The organism is Candidatus Accumulibacter phosphatis (assembly GCF_012939955.1).
Lineage (GTDB): Bacteria > Pseudomonadota > Gammaproteobacteria > Burkholderiales > Rhodocyclaceae > Accumulibacter > Accumulibacter delftensis.
This window is the reverse complement of record NZ_SPMY01000057.1, coordinates 20,753-35,209: the sequence shown is the minus strand read 5'-3', so window position 1 is coordinate 35,209 and position 14,457 is coordinate 20,753. Positions and strand designations below refer to the sequence as shown.

Here is a 14,457-nt window from a genome sequence, read left to right as displayed (position 1 = left end):
ATCCGCCACGCTTGACACGTCGCCACTCCCACGGAACCACAGGTTCCGGCTTACAACCCCAGTAACGGGTCTGGCTGGCCGCTCCAAACCATAAGCGGCCACTGACTTTTTGTGGCTTGCTGACGACAATTTACTTGCTGTACGCGTTCGCTCGATTGCTGCGCCTGCTGGTGAATCGATTCGAGCATGGCACTCGCCTCGTGCGCTTTGGTGAGGCTGCGGCTCACCTGCGGAGCAGCCTCACCCATGGCGCCAACCGCCAATTCGGTATCGGCCTGCACGCTGACCACCATGGTGCTGATTTCATTGGTGGCCTTGCTGGTTCGTTCGGCGAGCTTGCGGACCTCGTCGGCGACCACCGCGAAGCCGCGGCCCTGCTCGCCGGCGCGGGCGGCTTCGATGGCCGCGTTGAGCGCCAGCAGGTTGGTCTGCTCGGCGATCTCCCTGATCACCTGGGCAATGCCGCCAATGTCCCGTGAGCGCGTCGCCAGTTGCCGGATCTGCTCGGACGAGCGGGCGACGATTGCAGCGACTTTTTCGATTTCGGCAGCAGAGCTGTTGACCAGCGTGCGTCCCTGTTCGGCGCAATTGGCGGCGGCTTGTGAACTCTCGCCGGTTGCCTGAGCATTCTGCGCGACTTCGTTGATGCTCACCGTCAATTCTTCGATCGAAGCCGCGGTCGCCGACGTCGAGTTGGCTTGCGCCTCAGCCGCGTGGCGCGTTTCGTCGGTGGCGACAGAAATCTCGCTGGCGCTGTTGGCCAGGGCGCTGGATAGCTGGCCGATTTCGGCGATGATGCCGCGCAGGCGGCTCTGCATCTGCGCGATGGAATGCATCAGGCTGCCACCGAGCAGTTTTTCGGCGGGCATTTCCTGGCTCAGGTCGCCGCCGGCGATGCGCAGCGCGATCGCCGATGCCGCGGCCGGTTCGCCGCCCAGCTGGCGCAGCACGCTGCGCCCAATCCACAGCGAGACCCCGGCCAGAACGGCAACGACCAGGGCGATGATGAGCAGGGCGTTGATTGCTTCGCGGCGAAATGCCTGGTCCACGTCATCGAGATAGATACCGGTGCCGATTACCCAGCCCCAGGGTTTGAAATGCGCGGAATAGCTCAGTTTGGGAATTGCTTTGTCGCTACCGGGTTTGGCGAAGGAATAGTCGACGATGCCGCCTTGCTCCCTGCTCAGCGCCACGGATACGAGCTCCTGGATGAACAGCTTGCCACTCGGGTCGCGCAAGTCGGCGCCGCTCGTGCCCTCCAGCGCCGCTTTCGCTGCGTGCATCACGAAGTTGTGCTGGGTGTCGAGGACGAAGAAATACTCACCGTTCTCGTAGCGCATCTGGCGCACGGTTTCGAGTGCCTGTTTCTTTGCCTGGTCTTCGCTCAGTGCGCCGCTCTTGGCCAGATCGTGAAAGCGGGCGACGACGCCGTTGGCAACCTCGACCAGCGCGTGGATCTTGTCCTGGCGATCGTCGAGCATGTTGCCGCGCAGTTCAGCGAGGGAGTACAGGCCGAGCGCGGCGAGGCCGAGCACGGCCACGGCCAATACGACGACAAAGCGCGTCTTGATACTGCAGTCACCGATCATCATGGCCATTCTCCCAAGGTAGTTGCCGTCAACGCGGCTTGTATGGTGGATCTTCGCCATGAGCTGATCGGCTGTTGCAGCCATGTTCGACCCCTCGCGCGCGGCGGCAACCTTGTCGTTCGATGTCACTCGCTGCGCAACGTCGCAGGCGGTGTGCTGAGGCTTGAACAGATATGCCAGCAGCAGCAATGGATTACGTGACTACACTACGCTAACGGCCAGTGGGCATCAAACTTTAGCGCAGTCGCTTCCGCCCGTACGGCGCTGCCAGGCCCGGGAGCGCCTATCGTCGCCAGAGTTTTCGAGTAACACCTTCCAGGGCCGCGACGCGCGATCGGGAAGCTCGCGAACGACCTCCAGAACGTGGTCGCCCTGGTCGCTTTGGAGAATCACGATACTTGCTCAAGGCGGTTGCGTTTGCCTTTCGAACGAGGCAAGATTCGCCCTCCGCGGGAGGTCCGAACCCGCGCCCGCGCCCAAAAGGCCCTTTGCTCGCCTCGTATCACATCGCTCATGTCTCTTTCTGCAAGCCCGCGCGCATCGGCGGGCGCCAAAACCCGCAATCCGGTGCTCTGCGCCAGTGCCCTGACGCGCTTGTTCTGGGCCTTCGGCGCGCTGCTGTTGCTGTGGACGACGGTGTTCTGGGCGCTGTACTGAACGCCGCGTCAGCGATGCCCGAGAACACTTCAAAGCCCTCACCGAAGCTCCCGTCGATCCTGCGCTTCGACAATCTGACCCTGGGCTACGATCGCCATCCGGCGGTTCACCACCTGCACGGAGAGATTGCCGCCGGCAGCCTGTTGGCCATCGTCGGTCCCAACGGCGCCGGTAAATCGACGCTGCTCAAAGGCATTGCCGGCGAGCTGCGACCGTTGCAGGGGCGCATCCACTTGCAGGGCGTGCAGCGCCAGCAAATCGCTTATTTGACCCAGATGAGGACGCTCGATAGCAGCTTTCCTATGGTCGTTCACGACTTCGTGGCGATGGGGCTGTGGCGCGAGATTGGCGCCTTTGGCGGCCTCGACCGCGCCCGCCGCCAGCGCATCGCCGCGGCCATCGACCTGGTTGGTCTGAACGGCCTCGAGAGGCGTCCGATCGGCGCGCTCTCGGGCGGTCAGTTGCAGCGCGCGCACTTCGCCCGCGTCCTGCTTCAGGATGCCCCGCTGGTCCTCCTTGATGAGCCCTACGGCGCCATCGACGCGACCAGCGTTCGCGACCTGGCGGCGCTGGTGCAACATTGGCATGGCGAAGGGCGGACCGTGATCGCCGTCCTGCACGACCTCGAGCATGTTCGTCAGGAGTACCCGGAAACCCTGCTGCTGGCGCGCGAGATCGTCGCTCGCGGCGCTACCGCGACGGTGCTCAGCGAGGCCAATCTGTTGCGCGCCCGGCGGCTTGCCGAAGGCCGCAGTGACGACGCCCATGCGCCCATCTGCCATGCCGATCAGGGCGCCGGATGAGCGAAACGCTGTCCAGCATCCCGCTGCTCTCGCCGTTCATCGAGTTCGCGTTCATGCGTCGGGCCTTGGCCGGTTGTCTGGCGTTGTCGCTCGGCGCGACGCCGGTCGGCGTCTTCCTGATGCTGCGCCGGATGAGTCTGGCCGGCGACGCCATGTCGCACGCGATTCTGCCGGGGGCCGCCATCGGCTACCTGATTGCCGGTCTGTCGTTGCCGGCGATGACCATCGGTGGCCTGGTCGCCGGCCTGGCGGTGGCCGTGCTCGCCGGCGGTGTGGCACGCAACTCGGTGATCAAGGAAGACACCAGTCTGGCGACTTTTTACCTCATCTCGCTTTCCGCCGGCGTGCTGATCATCTCGCTGCGCGGCAGCAGCGTCGACCTGTTGCATGTCCTTTTCGGCAGCGTGCTGGCGCTCGACGACGCCGCCCTGCTGCTGCTCGCAGGCTTTGCCTCGTTGTCGGTACTGGCGCTCGCGCTCGGCCTGCGCCTGTTTGTCCTCGAAGGCTGCGATCCGGCTTTCCTGGCGCGTATCAGCCGCCTCGGCCCCGTCGCCCACTATGGCTTCATGGTGCTGCTGGTGCTCAATCTGGTCGCCGGCTTCCACGCTCTGGGAACCTTGATGGCCGTCGGGATCATGATTTTGCCGGCGGCTGCGGCGCGCCTGTGGGTGGGCAATGTCGGACCGCTGCTGCTGATCGCCGTGGGCGTCGCGCAGCTCGGATCCGTCATCGGCCTGCTGCTCTCGTATCATGCAGACCTGCCGGCCGGTCCGGCGATCGTGCTGACCCTGGGCGGCCTCTATCTGCTCTCGCTGCTTGTCGCTCCGCTCGGACCCCTGGCCAGCCGTTGGCGGTCAGGTTGGCACTTCGAACGCTGACGCGAACGCCGAGTCAAGCACTCAAGCACTCAATCGGGGAAGAGCATGAGAGAAATCTTACTCAACGGACTCCAGCGCTGGCTGGCAATGGCTTTTCTGCCGCCGGCTGCGCTGCGGACCGCGGCTCTGGTGATCCTCCTGGGCGCTCAGCCTGGCGCGGCAACGGCGGTCGAGTTGCTGCCGGTGGTGGCCAGTTTCAGCATTCTCGGCGACCTCACGCAACGCGTCGGCGGCGAGCACGTGCAGGTGTATACCCTGGTCGGCCCGCTGGCGGACGCACACGTGTACCAGCCGACGCCGGCTGACGTGAAAATGCTTGCGCGCGCGCGACTGGTGGTCGTCAATGGCCTAGGCTTCGAAGGCTGGATCGATCGCCTGATGCAGTCGTCCGGCTATCGTGGGCCGATTGTGGTGGCCAGCAAGGGCGTCAAGCTTCTTGACAAGGAACCGGGGCCTGGTGGCCAGCATCGCGGGCATGATCACGCGGCCGATGTCGACCCGCACGCCTGGCAGGATCTGGCGCAGGCGCGCCACTACGTTGACAACATCGCCGCTGCCCTGGCGCTGCTTGACCCGGCGAACCTAACCGCTTATCAGGCCAACGCCGCCGCTTTGAAGCAGCAGATGCTCACGCTTGACGGCGAGATTCGTGCCAGCCTGAGCAGGCTTCCCGCCAAACGCCGCGTCGTCGTCAGCTCACACGACGCTTTTGGCTACTTTGCCCGTGCCTATGGAATTCGCTTCCTTGCGCCTGTCGGCGTCAGCACTGATGCGCAGCCTTCAGCCGCCGCCGTTGCTGCGATCATCCGGCAAATTCGCCAAGAGAAGATCCCGGCAATGTTCATCGAGAAGGTCAGCGATCCGCGCTTGCTGGAACGTATTAGCGCGGAGTCCGGGGCGCGAATCGGTGGCATCCTGTACTCCGATTCGCTGTCCACCCCTGGGACAGCCGCCGCGAGCTATCTCGGCATGATGCGCGAGAACGCGAAAACGCTCGCCGCGGCGCTGGCCGACTGACAAGCGCTGCGGGTTGCCGGCTGAACGCGGCGCACCGTCATCAATCTGTCACATAAGCAGAGCATCCTCTCCCGGTTGTTACAAACTGTCGCAGCCGGCCGGCCGCAGCGCAATGCGCGATCAAGTGCGTGATTCTCCGGCGACTGCCCCGCAATTTGCCAGGGAGAATCTCGATGTCGTCAGCAGCCCCTCTTTCCAGCGCCGCAGCGATTCTCGCTGCAGCCAAGGAACTCAAACTCCGAAGACTCGCCGCGATGCCGCCGCCGGAACCCATTGGCAAGGTGAAAAAAGACGCGCAAGCCCACCCATGGCGTGCGTTGTCGCTTGCGAATTCCGCACAGCGAATACCGGGAACTCGTCAAGCTCAAGAAGCGCCTGGCCAAGCGCGGGCTTCCCAGCAAAAAGGGGCAACTCGTTCGCGCCGGCCTGCTGCTGCTCGGCCATGTCGACCTGATCGACCTCAAAGTCGCGATTCGTAACGTAATCGCGCCGGAACCCTTACTCTACAAAGTCAAATAGGCCGCGGTGCAGTTGCTCTCTTGTCAAGGGCTGAGCGCACGGCTCATGCCCCTCGAATTTATTGTGCTTAGGGTGAAAAAAAAGATGAAAAAGGAAGCTGTGGCAACGTCTTCGACGTTCGGCAAGGAACGCAAACGCGTGGCGCGGGTGGCCAAGGCGGTGCGCGCGAAGGATGCTGAAAACGTCCGTGACGCCAATCAACCCGTAGAAATCGCGCCAGGTGTCTCCGGCAAGGCGAAAGTTCGCCAACCCGGCCGGCGCGGCCCGCAGAAACTGCCGACCAAGGTGGCGGTGACCGTACGCTATAGCCCGGAGGTCCTCGATTATTTCAAGGCCAGCGGCGATGGTTGGCAGACGCGCATGAACGACGTCTTGCGGCGCCATGTTGAAGAGCAGGTACAGCAGCACCAGCAACATCGCGCTGCGTAGTCGGCCGCCAGCGAAGAGCTTGTGCGCCTATCCGGGAGGCTCGTCTTTCGTCAGCGATGACGGCATTGTGGCGCACTGCGCGATAATTGCTCCTTTCCGTCAAATCCGGACCGAGACAAGCAATGGACAAGGACCTGATCAGTAACGACGGCGCGAACCTGGACTTCGCGCAGCTTCTCGCGGCGCTTTCGGCCACCGCCACTACCCGCCGGCGCTTGCTGCAGGCCGGCCTGGGTAGTGCCGCACTGTCTTTCTTCGGCCTGCCGGCAATGGCCGCGCCGACGGGCCGGCCGGGTATTGGTTTTACGGCGATCAGCATTTCGAGCGACGATATCGTGCGCGTTCCCGATGGCTACTCCGTGCAGTTGCTCTACGCCTGGGGTGACCCGATCTCGGACGGACCGGCGTTCCGCGCCGATGCGGGAAATAGCGCCAGCGAGCAGGCCGAGCAGGCCGGTATGCATCATGACGGCATGCACTTCTTTCCCTGGGTAGAGGACGGCAAGCCATCGTCGACGCACGGCCTGCTGTGCATCAATCACGAATACACGGACGACGGGCTCTTGCATCCCGACGGGATGGCCGACTGGAGCCACGAGAAGACGCGCAAGTCCCAGAACGCGCATGGCGTGTCAGTGATCGAGGTTGAGCTCAAGGAGAGCGGCAGCGAGTTTCGCTGGCAGCTGGTGCGGCCGTCTCGGTACGCGCGTCGGATAAGCGCGCGTACGCCGACACGCATCGCCGGTCCGGCGGCCGGCGCGCCAGGCATGCGCACCGGCGACGACCGGCGTGGCAACGTCGTCTTCGGGACGCTGGCCAATTGCGCGATGGGGCACACCCCGTGGGGCACTTACCTCAGCTGTGAAGAGAACTTCGACGGCTATTTCAACGGCCTTGTCGAGCCGACTGCCGATCAGAAGCGTTATGGTATCCGTGCCAACGGTGCCGGCTTCCGCTGGCACGAGTACGACCGTCGCTTCGATGTGGCGAGCGAGCCGAACGAGGCCAATCGTTTTGGCTGGGTGGTCGAAATCGATCCCTGGAAACCTGCGCAGGCGCCCGTCAAGCGTACCGCCCTCGGTCGTTTCAAGCACGAATGTGCCACGCTTACGCTGGCCAGCGATGGCCGTGTCGTGGTCTACATGAGCGACGACCAGGCTTTCGAGTACCTTTACAAGTTCGTCTCCAGCGATCGCTTCGATGCCGGAGATCCCGCTTCTGGCGGGCGCCTGCTCGACGTCGGGACGCTGTACGTGGCGCGCTTCGATGCCGACGGCAAAGGTCGCTGGATCGCCCTGCAGCACGGCCAGAATGGTCTCGACGTGGGCAATGGCTTTGCGGATCAGGCCGAAATCCTGATCCGCACTCGGCAGGCCGCCGATCTCCTTGGCGCAACGAAGATGGACCGCCCGGAATGGCTGGCCGTCGATCCGCAGAGTGGCGAGGTGTATTGCACGCTGACCAACAACCGCAAGCGCTTGACTGCCGATGCCGCGAATCCCCGCGCAGAGAACGCTTTCGGGCACATCATTCGCTGGCGTGAGGAACAGGCCGATGCGGCGGCCGGCGCCTTTGACTGGGATGTTTTCGTGCTCTGTGGCGACCCCGAAAACCCCGACCCGGCCAAGCGCGGGAACATCAAAGGCGATGCTTTCGCCAGCCCGGACGGCCTGTGGTTCGACCGCGCCGGTCGCCTCTGGATCCAGACCGATGTTTCAGGCAGCGTCGCGAATCGTGGCGACTACCAGCGGCTCGGTAACAATCAGATGCTCGTCGCCGACGTCGCCAGCGGTGAAATACGGCGCTTCCTGACCGGACCGAAAGCCTGCGAGATCACCGGCATCAGCGCCACGCCGGATGCACGCAGTTTGTTCATCAACGTCCAGCATCCCGGTGAGGCGGCCGGTGGGCGTTCGTCACCCTCGGCGCCGCTGGCCGGATCAGGATGGCCAGCCAAGCAGTTTGCAGGTGTCACCGGTGGCCGACCGCGTTCGGCTACGCTGGTGATCAGGCGCGCGGATGGGGGCGTTGTCGGCACCTGAAGCCTCGATCGCGGGCAGTCGCTGCTTGCCACGGCGCTGCTGCCATTCGCCTGCCCGCTTATTGCTCACTTCTTGGTCGCTCATCGCCCTCCTCGTTCACCGCTGCCGAACCACTTCTGTTCGAGGCACAGGCGTAGTCCCATGCGTGCGCGATGCAGCACGACCCAGCAATTGCTGCTGCTCATCGACAGTTCCTGGCAGATTTCGTTGGTCTCCAGGCCGAGCATTTCGCGCATCATGAAGACGCGTGCGGTGGTCGGCGGCAGGCGCTGCAGGCAGGCGTCGAAGACTGCCCAGAAGTTGCGGTTTTCGAAAGTTTTTTCCGGATTTCCCCAGTCCGAAGGCCGCGCATCGCGTTGCCAGTGACCATTGCTCTTGAACAGCGGGTCGAAATCGGCGTCGTCGACTTCCTGCTCGGCTGCTTCGTGGATCGGTTCGCGAACCCGCCGTCGGATGATGTCGACGATCTTGTTGCGCAAAATCGAGAACACCCAGGTCTTCAGCTTGGCACGCTCGGCAAAGCGCGCCGCGCCTTGGAGCGCCGCGAGCATGGTTTCCTGCACGGCGTCCTCGGCGCTTGCCTGATCGCGCAACTGCAGGACCGCAAAGCGCAGCATGTCACGGCGAAAGCTGGCCAGCTCCGTGGCCATCGCCTCGGCAGCGGCGGGGAGCGCCGATCCGCTGCTGTCCGGAGCTGGCGTGTGATTTTCGCTGTCGCGATCGTTGCGGGTCATCGGCTTCGGCAATCGGTAGGGGGCAAGGCGCCGGGTTCGGGAGTGGCAGTTTATACGCAAGCGCGCAGCGGCGATAGACGTGCCGAGGTCTTGGCGCTGGCGCGCCGAGTGGCGCCCTGCGGGACTGGTTCTCGAGCGGCGAGTCCGCCCAGGCAAGCCTCGCGGGCATGCGCCAGGGGCATGCCGAACGGGCAACTGCACGACACGCAAAAAGCCAGCCCGCCACACGGAAATCGCCTAAGATAAGCGGCTTAAATACGATCACAAGGAGACAGCGATGCACATCGGCGTACCCAAGGAGATAAAAAACCACGAATACCGTGTCGGTCTCACCCCGTCATCGGTTCGCGAGATGGTCGAGCACGGTCATCCGGTGACTGTTGAAACCGGCGCTGGCGCTGGCATCGGTGCCGCTGACGAGGTCTACGAAAAGGCCGGAGCGACGATTGCCGCGACCGCCGCGGAGATTTTTGCCAAGGCCGAAATGATCATCAAGGTCAAGGAGCCGCAGGCCGGCGAACGCGCCATGCTGCGCGAAGGGCAGATTCTTTACACCTACCTGCACCTCGCCCCCGATCCTGCACAGTGCGCGGATCTGGTCAGCAGCGGCGCCGTTTGCATCGCCTACGAAACGGTCACCCAGCCGGGCGGCGGCCTGCCCTTGCTGGCGCCGATGTCGGAAGTCGCCGGACGCCTGTCGATTCAGGCCGGCGCCTATTGCCTCGAGAAGGCGCACGGTGGCATGGGTATCCTGCTCGGCGGCGTCGCCGGCGTGCCGTCGGCGAAGATCGTCATCCTCGGCGGTGGTGTCGTCGGTTCGAACGCCGCGCAGATCGCCGTCGGCACCGGCGCGCAAGTGGTGGTCATCGACCGCAGCCTCGACGTCTTGCGGCGCCTCGATCGCCAGCTCGGCGCGCGCGTGATCACCGTTTTCTCGAACCGGGACAATGTCGAGCAGCACGTGCTGACCGCCGATCTGGTGATCGGTGGCGTGCTCATCCCGGGTGCCGCGGCACCGAAGCTGATCACTCGCGACCTGGTCAATGCGATGAAGCCCGGGTCAGTGATCGTGGACGTGGCCATCGACCAGGGGGGCTGCTGCGAGACCGCCAAGGCGACGACGCACGCCGACCCGACCTACGTGGTTGGTAACGTGGTGCATTACTGCGTCGCCAACATGCCGGGTGGCGTACCCAACACTTCGACCTACGCGCTCAACAATGCGACCCTGCCTTTCGCGCTGCAGATCGCCGACAAGGGCTGGCGGCAGGCGCTGCAGGACAGCGAGCACCTGCGCAACGGTCTCAACGTCGCGTTCGGAAAAGTCACCTGCCGCGAGGTCGCCGACGACCTCAAGTACGACTATCATGATGCACTGTCGGTGCTTGCCGGCTGACGAGTTTCCAGCGCGGATAGTTGGTTTTTGGCCGGGGAAGGACCGCGGGGCGCTCTGGCGGGGCTCGCGGTTGCCGACCGATTTCTGTTTGCGCGGCTTACAGCCGCCCGGCCTCGAGAAAACTGAAGTAACCCCTGCGATTGAAGATGATGTGGTCCAGCAGCGGTACGCCGACGATGCTACCGGCCGCCTTGAGTTGCCTGGTGGCTTCGATGTCGGCTGCCGACGGTTCGAGCCCGCCGCTTGGATGGTTGTGCGCAACGATGATCGCCGCGGCACGGTCCACCAAGGCATCCGCGAAGACTTCGCGCGGATGAACGGGCGTACGATCGATAAGACCGATTGAAACAACCCTTATGTTCAGGATCTCGTTTGCCCCGTTGATGCTGGCACACAGGAAATGCTCCTGCCTGCGGTCGGCGTAATGCCGCACGTGCGGCAGAAGGTCGGCGGACGTTGTAATCCGGGAGCCCTCGGGCTTGATGCGGCGGCGCGCAAATTCGACCGCTGCGAGAATCAGCGCAGCCTTGGCGTCGCCAACGCCGCCGTACTGGGTGAGATCGTCGGCGCGAAGCTGCAGGCCTTTCTCGTCGACAATCCTCACCAGCTTGCCGGCGAGCGTCATGACGTCCATTGCCGCCGTGCCCTTGCCGAGCAGCACCGCGACGAGTTCCTGATCACTGAGTGCTGCAGCGCCTTTGCGCAGCAGTTTCTCGCGTGGTCGATCATGCTCCGGGATGTCGGTCATGCGTGTGTTCATGCCGCAGCCTGCAGATGACGTTCGATGACGGTTGCGGCCATGATGTCGAAGATGGCTCCGGTGTCGGTGTACCTGGCGTCCGCCAGCGCCTCGTAGCGTTCGAGATGGCGGTAGGCGATGAGAATTTCCCCGTTCACCTGGATGTGGTAGGCGCCTTCGAGGAAGCCCATGTCCTCGCGATGTGCGTGCACCGTGCTGCGAATGGTCGCGTCGACCGACTTTTCCTCGGTCACCTGCCTGATGAATAGCGCCTCCTCGTCGCTGATCGTGAACTCAGCCGCAATGTCGGCGATCATCTGCTGGATCGAGACTTTACGTAGCGTCGGGCCGACGCCCTTTCTGCCGCCGCCGGGTCTCAGTTTCACCTCGCCGCCGCGGCTGCGCACTTCGCCGTTGTAGCGAACGGCGGCCTTGGCGACTTCGGTCCGACGAATCTGCTGCATCAGCTCGGAAATGCTGCCCTGCTTGATCAGCTGTGGTCCGACGTATTCGGCAAAGGTGGCGATCTCCCGTACGGCGGCGGGCAAGGCGAAGAAACAGGTCAGGAAATGAACGCTCTTCACCAGCCGCGCCAGCAGGTAGACAAAGTTCTTGCGCTCGTCCGCGGACGTGAGCCTGGTCTGGAAGCGTATGCGAAGCGCGTTTACGACGAGCTGCAGTTGCGCATCCGTTCCCGACGCAGCCAGGGCGACGAAGTCGCTGGCGTCGCTCTGCGAGAAGACGCCCGCTGCGAGTAGCCGGGCGTGCAGGGCAGTGCATTGCGCGGGGTCCGGCTCCTCCGCTTCGAAGGGCGTGCCTTTACGATATCTGGCGAAAGCGCCGAGGATGGCCCTGGCGTTGTTGGTGAAATCGACCACCACCACATCGTTCTTGCCTTCGTGGCTGCGGTTCAGCCGCGACACGGTCTGTACGGCGTTGCGGTCCAGGACCGGCTTGTCGAGGAACATTCCGGCCAGTAGCGGCTGGTCGAAGCCGGTCTGGAACTTGTTGGCGACGATCATCAGGCGATAGTCCTCACCCTTGAAGCGCTCCTCGATCAGCTCGCCGTCGTCGAGCTGGTTCACCGCGTGCTCGCTAATCGCTGCGTTGGTCTGCGGATGGACGAAGTCCGAGAACGCGTAGAGCGCCTTGTAGGCGGTGCCGCGCTCCCTGAGCTTCTCCTGGATGATGCGGAAATAGCGCAGGCCGGCGACGCGCGAACAGGCAACGATCATCGCCTTGGCGCGATTGCCGATAAGCGACTGCACGTCCTTTTCGAAGATGCGCAGCATCACTTCCGCCTTTTACTGGATCAGGCCATCGTCCTGGAAAGCGACGTTCTTCAGCGCTTTCGACACCACTCCCGCCGGATACAATCGTTCATCGTCGGGCGTGGGCACGAGCGGGCAATGCAGGTTGTAGAGCGTCTTGTACGAAATGATGCTCGCTGCCACGTCGACGATGTAGCCTTCGGCAATCGCCTCCGCCTCGCTGTAGGTGTCGAAAGGCTTGCCGAACAGTGTCACCGTGGCCGGCGCCGGTGTTGCGCTGAAGGCGACGAAAAGCTGGTTGAGATCGTGCGCGCGGATGATCCTGGCGATTTGTTCGTCATCGTCCGGCGTTTCCCCTGTTGCGGCTTCGTCGCCCTGGTCGGCCTCGTCGGCGCGCCGGAAAGGCACACGGATGGCGACACCCATCTGGCCTTCCTGCGAGCGATGTGCCTCGTCGATCAGGAAGGCGACGCGCAGCTTTTTCAGCGCCGGGTCGTTCCTGATCTGTTCGAGCACCCAGGCGAACTTCTGCTGGGTGGTGACAATGATCGACTTGCGCTCCTTGAGGAAACGCGGCAGGTCGTCGGCCTTGCGCGCCAGTCCGACGACATCCTTGAGATGGGTGAACTTCTCGATGTCGTCGCGGATGTTGGTATCCAGCGCCTTGCGGTCGGTCAGGATGAAGACCACGTTCACCAGCTTCTCGCTGCTGCCCGGCTTGAACAGGCTGTGCAGGCGGTCGGCCAGCCAGCAGATGGAGAGCGTCTTGCCGCTGCCCGCCGAGTGATTGATCAGATACTTGCGGCCGATGTTTCCGGAGGCGGCAAACAGCGCCTGCGCGTTGTCGGCGAGCTTGCGCACCATGCGGCTCTGGTGGTAGCGCGGCAGGATGGTGAAGGCCGCCTGCCGCCGCTTGTCGTCTTCGGCTTCCCGCTCTGGTACGCGGACCAGAAAGAAGGACAGCGCTTCCAGCAGCTCGTCCTTGCCGAGAATCTCGCGATAGAGGAACTCGACCGAGTACTCGCCTGCCGCTTGCGCCGTATTGGTCAGGCCGCTGTTGTGCCAGCGGAAGTTTTCCACCCGGCGTGGGTCGGTCGCCGCCATCACGTCGCTGGTATCGGCGGCCAGGTACAGGAACGGGTGCCGGAAGATGCGCTGCGCGTGGTCGCGCGCGGCGAACTGGGCGACCGCGTCGTGTACCGTCTGGTTTTTCTCGTGCTTCAGTTCCAGCGCGACGATCGGCAGGCCGTTGAGGAAGACGACGAAGTCGATCTCCTGCCGCGTCTCGCCAAAATAGAAGTGCGGACGAAAGGTGAGGCGGTTTTGGCCGTGTCTGTCCGCTGCGGCGCTCTCGACCGAGCGGGGTTTCGGGTAGTAGAGGCGGAACGCCAGCCCGCGCACTTTCAGGCCGTGGCGCAGGATCATCCACAGCGGCGTGTACTCCAGCTCCCTGCGCAGGGCGCGAAAGACTTCTTCGCGCGCATCGCTCGAATAGTCGTCGGCGAGCGTTCTGAGCTGCTCGGCCTGCGTCGCCTGCAGGAAGGCCCAGAGCTGATCTTCGGCGATGCAGTGTTCGCTGTCGGTGATTTCCGCCTGCTCGAGTACGCCGTAGCCATGCACGCGGACCAGGAAGTCCGCGACGTGCTGCTGGAAATTCAGTTCCGGCGCTCGTGTGCGTGGCATGGTCGATTCAGCCGGGCCGGGACTCGATATGTTCGAGCCATTGCCGGAAATGCGGACACTGCGCACGAATCGCGTGCAGCCCGATCTCCAGGGCGGCAAGGGTGCCGAACAGCGGTTTTTCGTAACCGGGGACGAGGGCTTGCACGCGCTTCGACGGCGCCGTCACCGGCGAGTCGTTGATTTCTTCCGGCGTGTCGAATTCGTCGCGGATGGCCTGGAAAGATGGCGCCAGTTCAGCCCTGCCGATACCCTCGGCGAAGTGTGCGCAGTCGCTGAACAGCAGCCCCTCGAACTCGTGCATCATCACGTACGGCACGAAGCGCGTCGCGAGCGAGGCGGCGCCAGCTTCGCTGCCGATGTCGGCCAGCAAGGCGTCCTGTACGGTCGCCGCCTTGCGTGCGAAGGGCAGAGATCCAGCCTCGGCCCGGCCTGGCCACGCCTTCTCGCCACTCTGCGGCAAGCCGTAGTAGTCGACCATCGTCGTCGCCAGGCAGGCGGAGTCCTCCTTGAGGTGCTTCAGGATATCCCTGCGCACCCCATTCCAGCCGCGGATTCCACCGCGCCGATCGCGCTGCCGGGCATTGCCGAGCAGGCGAGCGCTGACCTGGCTGTAGCCGCAGGTGTACAGGTGCGGAGCAAGAAGCTCATTGACGAAGCTCTCTTCCGTTTCGCCCTCCACGTGGATCAGCAGGCGGGTCAT

Annotated in this window: 14 protein-coding genes; 8 read left to right on the top strand and 6 right to left on the bottom strand. The window is 63.8% G+C overall.

Annotated elements, in window-relative coordinates; all coding sequences use genetic code 11:
- Positions 1-50: 50 nt before the first annotated feature.
- Positions 51-1,592, bottom strand: a complete 1,542-nt coding sequence (locus E4Q23_RS18300; protein WP_248595563.1) for a methyl-accepting chemotaxis protein — start codon at positions 1,590-1,592, stop codon at positions 51-53.
- Between the two features lie 510 nt (positions 1,593-2,102).
- On the opposite strand from E4Q23_RS18300, the gene E4Q23_RS18295 reads away from it, so the two are divergent.
- The 7 genes from E4Q23_RS18295 to E4Q23_RS18265 all read left to right on the top strand — a co-directional run bounded on the left by E4Q23_RS18295 (position 2,103) and on the right by E4Q23_RS18265 (position 7,934).
- Positions 2,103-2,246 carry a hypothetical protein gene (locus E4Q23_RS18295; protein ID WP_169067973.1) on the top strand — a complete coding sequence of 48 codons (144 nt, stop codon included), beginning with the start codon at positions 2,103-2,105 and terminating at the stop codon, positions 2,244-2,246.
- Between the two features lie 14 nt (positions 2,247-2,260).
- Complete coding sequence (locus E4Q23_RS18290) at positions 2,261-3,049, top strand: metal ABC transporter ATP-binding protein (RefSeq protein WP_169067972.1); 789 nt, start codon at positions 2,261-2,263, stop codon at positions 3,047-3,049.
- Positions 3,046-3,927, top strand: coding sequence for a metal ABC transporter permease (locus tag E4Q23_RS18285; protein WP_169067971.1), 882 nt, complete (start codon positions 3,046-3,048; stop codon positions 3,925-3,927). Before E4Q23_RS18290 ends, E4Q23_RS18285 begins: the two co-directional genes overlap by 4 nt.
- 45 nt (positions 3,928-3,972) lie before the next feature.
- Positions 3,973-4,944 carry a metal ABC transporter solute-binding protein, Zn/Mn family gene (locus tag E4Q23_RS18280; RefSeq protein WP_248595562.1) on the top strand — a complete coding sequence of 324 codons (972 nt, stop codon included), beginning with the start codon at positions 3,973-3,975 and terminating at the stop codon, positions 4,942-4,944.
- A 324-nt stretch (positions 4,945-5,268) separates the two neighbouring features.
- A complete protein-coding gene (locus tag E4Q23_RS18275; RefSeq protein ID WP_169067970.1) occupies positions 5,269-5,463 on the top strand; it encodes a hypothetical protein in 195 nt (64 codons plus the stop codon).
- A gap of 84 nt (positions 5,464-5,547) precedes the next feature.
- The gene (locus E4Q23_RS18270; protein WP_169067969.1) at positions 5,548-5,892 is read left to right on the top strand and encodes a BrnA antitoxin family protein; all 345 of its coding nucleotides are present in this window, start codon (positions 5,548-5,550) and stop codon (positions 5,890-5,892) included.
- A gap of 122 nt (positions 5,893-6,014) precedes the next feature.
- Entirely contained in the window at positions 6,015-7,934 is a 1,920-nt protein-coding gene (locus E4Q23_RS18265; protein WP_169067968.1) for a PhoX family protein, read from the top strand.
- A gap of 80 nt (positions 7,935-8,014) precedes the next feature.
- Here the strand turns inward: E4Q23_RS18265 and E4Q23_RS18260 are convergent, their stop codons facing one another.
- Entirely contained in the window at positions 8,015-8,668 is a 654-nt protein-coding gene (locus E4Q23_RS18260; protein WP_211203829.1) for a sigma-70 family RNA polymerase sigma factor, read from the bottom strand.
- 277 nt (positions 8,669-8,945) lie between these two features.
- On the opposite strand from E4Q23_RS18260, the gene ald reads away from it, so the two are divergent.
- Positions 8,946-10,064 carry an alanine dehydrogenase gene (gene ald, locus E4Q23_RS18255; protein WP_169067967.1) on the top strand — a complete coding sequence of 373 codons (1,119 nt, stop codon included), beginning with the start codon at positions 8,946-8,948 and terminating at the stop codon, positions 10,062-10,064.
- A gap of 97 nt (positions 10,065-10,161) precedes the next feature.
- Here ald and radC read toward each other — a convergent pair whose 3' ends face one another.
- The 4 genes from radC to E4Q23_RS18240 are packed head-to-tail and all read right to left on the bottom strand — an operon-like array spanning position 10,162 to position 14,457.
- Positions 10,162-10,824: a RadC family protein gene (radC, locus tag E4Q23_RS18250; RefSeq protein WP_169067966.1), complete on the bottom strand. Its 663-nt coding sequence runs from the start codon at positions 10,822-10,824 to the stop codon at positions 10,162-10,164.
- The gene (locus E4Q23_RS24155) at positions 10,821-12,095 is read right to left on the bottom strand and encodes a type I restriction enzyme subunit R domain-containing protein (RefSeq protein WP_248595561.1); all 1,275 of its coding nucleotides are present in this window, start codon (positions 12,093-12,095) and stop codon (positions 10,821-10,823) included. Before E4Q23_RS24155 ends, radC begins: the two co-directional genes overlap by 4 nt.
- 12 nt (positions 12,096-12,107) lie before the next feature.
- Positions 12,108-13,757 (bottom strand): DEAD/DEAH box helicase family protein, encoded by a 1,650-nt coding sequence (locus E4Q23_RS24150; RefSeq protein ID WP_248595560.1) that lies wholly within the window; start codon positions 13,755-13,757, stop codon positions 12,108-12,110.
- A gap of 7 nt (positions 13,758-13,764) precedes the next feature.
- Complete coding sequence (locus E4Q23_RS18240; protein ID WP_169067965.1) at positions 13,765-14,457, bottom strand: DUF4276 family protein; 693 nt, start codon at positions 14,455-14,457, stop codon at positions 13,765-13,767.

Excerpts from the sequence above, each read along its gene's own strand:
- E4Q23_RS18300 (WP_248595563.1), bottom strand. The coding sequence starts at position 1,592 with ATGATGATCGGTGACTGCAGTATCAAGACGCGCTTTGTCGTCGTATTG.
- E4Q23_RS18295 (WP_169067973.1), top strand. The coding sequence starts at position 2,103 with ATGTCTCTTTCTGCAAGCCCGCGCGCATCGGCGGGCGCCAAAACCCGC.
- E4Q23_RS18290 (WP_169067972.1), top strand. The coding sequence starts at position 2,261 with ATGCCCGAGAACACTTCAAAGCCCTCACCGAAGCTCCCGTCGATCCTG.
- E4Q23_RS18285 (WP_169067971.1), top strand. The coding sequence starts at position 3,046 with ATGAGCGAAACGCTGTCCAGCATCCCGCTGCTCTCGCCGTTCATCGAG.
- E4Q23_RS18280 (WP_248595562.1), top strand. The coding sequence starts at position 3,973 with ATGAGAGAAATCTTACTCAACGGACTCCAGCGCTGGCTGGCAATGGCT.
- E4Q23_RS18270 (WP_169067969.1), top strand. The coding sequence starts at position 5,548 with ATGAAAAAGGAAGCTGTGGCAACGTCTTCGACGTTCGGCAAGGAACGC.
- E4Q23_RS18265 (WP_169067968.1), top strand. The coding sequence starts at position 6,015 with ATGGACAAGGACCTGATCAGTAACGACGGCGCGAACCTGGACTTCGCG.
- E4Q23_RS18260 (WP_211203829.1), bottom strand. The coding sequence starts at position 8,668 with ATGACCCGCAACGATCGCGACAGCGAAAATCACACGCCAGCTCCGGAC.
- ald (WP_169067967.1), top strand. The coding sequence starts at position 8,946 with ATGCACATCGGCGTACCCAAGGAGATAAAAAACCACGAATACCGTGTC.
- radC (WP_169067966.1), bottom strand. The coding sequence starts at position 10,824 with ATGAACACACGCATGACCGACATCCCGGAGCATGATCGACCACGCGAG.
- E4Q23_RS24155 (WP_248595561.1), bottom strand. The coding sequence starts at position 12,095 with ATGCTGCGCATCTTCGAAAAGGACGTGCAGTCGCTTATCGGCAATCGC.
- E4Q23_RS24150 (WP_248595560.1), bottom strand. The coding sequence starts at position 13,757 with ATGCCACGCACACGAGCGCCGGAACTGAATTTCCAGCAGCACGTCGCG.
- E4Q23_RS18240 (WP_169067965.1), bottom strand. The coding sequence starts at position 14,457 with ATGACCCGCCTGCTGATCCACGTGGAGGGCGAAACGGAAGAGAGCTTC.